Here is a 4,083-nt window from a genome sequence, read left to right on the forward strand (position 1 = left end):
AAAAGGAAAGCCCCAAAAGTAAACGCCGAAGAAGGAGAGGGATCGGGACGCCATTGCTGCCTCGCCGCTGCTCGCGCCCCGGAGGGGCGCACAACCAACCCGAAGACGTATAGCCCCCCTTGGGCCCCCCTGTCCAGGGGAAAGTGGCTTCCGGTTCCCCCCTGTAGCCCCGCCCTCGAAATCGAAATCGAAATCGGGGTCGCGGGGGTCGATTTCGAGATCGATTTCGATTTCGATTGGGAGGCGGTAGGGAGGACGCGGGCGGGGCTTGGATCTCCTCTTGACCTGGGACGAGGGGCGCAGCATTCTGCGGCCTCATCGGGCGGGTGGGGGCTACCGGAAAGGCCTGCGGTTTGCCGCGCCCTTCGCGCATCCGGATGCGGTGCTCCATCCTCGACGCACACCGCAGGCTGCCCGGTGCCTGCCATCCCACGCCACTGCCACAGGAGGCCCCCCTTGCGACCGGACGAGCTCCAAGACCTCACGGGCATCGACATCCTTCCGCGCCACGAGCCGCGCATGGTCTACCAGTGCATCGGCTGCGGGGAGACCTTCGAGCTCGAGCGGCTGCTGTACACCTGCCCCGCGTGCCGCAGTCTCCTCAAGGTGGCAGACCGCAACTTCGACGCCCTGCGACGCCACACGGGAGCCCAGTGGCGGCGCATCTTCGACCTGCGCCGGGCCGCCCGGGTGGAGGGCATGCAGGGGATCTTCCTCTTCCACGAGCTCGTGCTGCCGTGGGTGCCGCTGGAGGACGTGATCTGCCTGGGGGAGGGGCATACCCCGCTGGTGCGGGCCAACCCGGAGCTGGCGGCCTGGACCGGCGCGCCCTTCTTCGTCAAGAACGACGGCCAGAACCCCTCGGCCTCCTTCAAGGACCGGGGGATGGCCAGCGCCATCAGTTTTCTCAACCACTACCTGCGGGTCCACCGGCCGCCGGCGGTGCTGGGAATCTGTGCGAGCACCGGCGACACGTCGGCGGCCGCGGCCCTGTACCTCTCCTACCTGCCCAAGGGGGCGGTCACCTCGGTGGTGCTGCTGCCCCGGGGCAAGGTCACGCCCCAGCAGCTCTCCCAGCCCCTGGGCAGCGGCGCGACCGTGATCGAGGTTCCCGGTGTCTTCGACGACTGCATGCGGCTCGTGGAGGAGCTGGCGGAGGACTACGACGTGTTCCTCCTCAACTCCAAGAACCCGGTCCGGATCAACGGCCAGCGGTCCTTCGCCTACGAGGTGGCGCAGCAGCTCGGGTGGGAGACGGGCGGCCTCACGGTGGTCGTGCCCATCGGCAACGCGGGCAACGTCACGGCCCTGATGGAGGGGTTCCTCGACCTCTGGCGACTGGGGATCATCGGCGAGCTGCCCCGCATCCTCGGGGTCCAGAGCGAGCACGCCAATCCCGTGGCCCTGTGGCGCCGGGACGGTGTGTACCGGCCGGTGACGGTGCGGCCCAGCGTGGCCCAGGCGGCCATGATCGGCAACCCGGTTTCCTTCCCCAAGGTCCGCAGCCTGGTGGAGGAGCACTACCGGGAGCGCTTCGCCTGTGTCTCGGTGAGCGAGCAGGAGATCATGGACTCCATGCTCACGGTCAATCGCCATGGCCACGTGGTGTGCACCCAGGGGGGAGAGGCGGTGGCCGGGCTGCGGCGGGCCCTCGGGAAGGGGCTGCTGGAGGCGGGGGGCGTGTTCGTGTGCGACTCGACGAGCCACCAGCTCAAGTTCGCCGGCTTCCAGGAGGCCTACTTCGCCCGGACCCTGGAGGCGGACTACGAGGTGGAGCCGCGCGACGCGCTGGTCAACCGGCCCGTGGCGCTGCCGGCGTCGGCCGGGGAGGTGGCCGCCTACCTGGGTCTCCAGCGGCGCCGCTGAAGGCGGGTGGTTCTCCTGGGGCTACAGCCGCCGCGAGGCGATCCGGGCCTGCTCCCGGTCGTAATAGAAGACCACCCGGCGCTGGCTCTCGGACAGGGTGAGCTTGCCCTGGAACACGGTGACCGTGGTGCCCGCGTGGATGTCGCCGTGGACGAGGATCTGGGCGTCCTTGAGCTCCTGGTTTTCCAGCTCCAGCATCTGCCGCTGCGCTTTCAGGTCATTGGTGCGCTGGTAGAGGGCCTTCATCCGCACCAGCAGGTCGAGCTTGGGCTTTCGCAGGGCGGGGGGGAGGGCTTCGATGGCGGCCCGGGGATCGCGAAGGAAGGCGCGCCCCAGGCTCGATTGGAGGCTCGCCAGCTCCTCGAGGGCGGCTGCATTCTCCTTGTCGATGGCCTCGATCTCCCGCAGCACCCGAAGGTCGACGCCCACCGCCACGTGGGTCTTGGCGGTCTCCGACCCCACCGCGCGGGCCTCCAGGCCCCGGGCGGCGTTGACCTCTCCGCCCAGGATCGCTCCCGGGGTGCCGAGAACCCGCACCTTGCCCTTGGCATACACGCGGCAATTGGTGACCGAGAGCTTCACGTCCACGTCGAGGTCGGACTCGACGTGGCTGTTCAACAGATACCTCGCGGCCAGATTGCCCCCGGCGGTGACCCGGCTGTCTCCCATGATGCCCCCCACGACCTTCACGCCGCCCCCGGCCTCCAGGACGGCCTCCTCCACGTCCTCCAGCACGTCCACGTCCTTGCCCGCGTGGACCTGGAAGCCCGGCTTCACCTGGCCGCGCACGTGCACCGAGCCCGACGCCCGGATGTTCCCGGTGCGGTAATCCACGTCGCCCTGGATCAGGTACTCGTCCACCACGTGGAATTGGTTTGCCTTGAGGACCACCATGCCGTCGGCGGCGGCGACGATGCGGGTGCCGTCCTCCGAGGGCGCGGTGTTCTCGCCGGGCCTGGGGCCGGTGGCGCGCTGGAGTTGGGCCCGCAGCGGGTTGCCGTCGATCCGGAAGCCCGCCACCGCTTCGATGGCCGGGATGACCTCGGCCAGCGCTTCCCCGTGGGCCACGTTCTTGACCGTTTCGGCTTCCCGAAAGTCGATCCGGTCTCCCTCGCGTACCGTGCCCACCTTCTTCTCGGAGTCGATGAGCAGGCGGTAGTCGGTCTCTCGGCCGTCCGCGGGGGGCCGGCCCCGGGCCACGACGACATCGGATACGGGCCGCCCCGACGCCCGCGCCTGCTCCACGGCGCGCTCCAGGGCTTCCCGGTCGATGCCGTGGGTGACCTGCAGAGCGGCCAGGCTGTCGACGATCTTCTGCACCTGGGCCGGGGCGTCGCGGCGCGGGTCGGGCAGCACGGTCAGGCGCGCCTCCATGCGGTCGTCGGTCACCCGGAGGGCATCGGCCACCCGTAGCTGCCCGCGGTGGAAGAGCGCCACCCCGTATGCGGCGGCGCGAAACGCCGAACCGTCGTCCTCGGGCTTCACCCCCGCGCCGGCGAGCACGGCCACGTCGGCTCCATTCGACGCCGCAATGGGAGCGCCCAGCAGGCTCTTGCCCGGAATTCCCGGGGAGGCAGGGGTCTTCTGGAGGAGGTCCTCCCCCGGGTACACCACGTTGGCGGCATAGGCCGCGAAGGGGTCCGTCCCGTCCTCGGCGGGGGTGTCCTTGACGGGAAAGTGCACGACCACGTGGGCGCTGATCCCCTGCTGGGGCGGTTCTCCCCGGGCCACGACGACCCCGTCGGCCGGGGGAGTGGGCGCGGCCAGGGGCGCAAGCGCCTGGGCCAACGCTTCCGGGGCTGCCGCGGCGCAGACACCCAGGGAGCGCAGACGCTCGGTGGCCAGGGGGACGGCGGCGGCGGCATCGAACGGGCCGGCGTCCAGGAAGGCGACCGCCTCCAGGCCTCCCTTTCGCAGTTCCAGTCGGAGCTCCAACGGTTCGTTCCTCCCGGGCAGACCAGCGTGTCTCGTCACTCCACTTTTCGGCGGGCGGCACCGGCTCCTTGAGGGCTTTCGGGTCCCGTCGGAGGCCCCCCGGGGGAGTTTTCCCGTTGAAAGACAACGGGGCCTGTGTTACCTAGGGGCCGTTCGGGGATGTAGCTCAGCTGGGAGAGCGCAGCGTTCGCAACGCTGAGGTCAGGGGTTCGATCCCCCTCATCTCCACCAAGTTCGGTTTCCAGGAAGTGCAAGAAGAGCCGGAAGACCTTGAGGATCAAG

Annotated in this window: 2 protein-coding genes and 1 tRNA gene; 2 read left to right on the plus strand and 1 reads right to left on the minus strand. The window is 69.7% G+C overall.

Features of this window, described 5'->3' with window-relative positions; genetic code table 11:
- Positions 1–456: 456 nt before the first annotated feature.
- A complete protein-coding gene (gene thrC, locus AB1578_22370) occupies positions 457–1,866 on the plus strand; it encodes a threonine synthase (GenBank protein MEW6490643.1) in 1,410 nt (469 codons plus the stop codon).
- Between the two features lie 21 nt (positions 1,867–1,887).
- Here the strand turns inward: thrC and AB1578_22375 are convergent, their stop codons facing one another.
- Entirely contained in the window at positions 1,888–3,801 is a 1,914-nt protein-coding gene (locus AB1578_22375) for a FapA family protein (protein MEW6490644.1), read from the minus strand.
- Positions 3,802–3,956: 155 nt separating this feature from the next.
- Here AB1578_22375 and AB1578_22380 point away from each other — a divergent pair.
- Positions 3,957–4,032 (plus strand) — tRNA-Ala (locus tag AB1578_22380).
- Positions 4,033–4,083: the final 51 nt, after the last annotated feature.

This window comes from Thermodesulfobacteriota bacterium, from assembly GCA_040756475.1.
GTDB lineage: Bacteria > Desulfobacterota > Deferrisomatia > Deferrisomatales > JACRMM01 > JBFLZB01.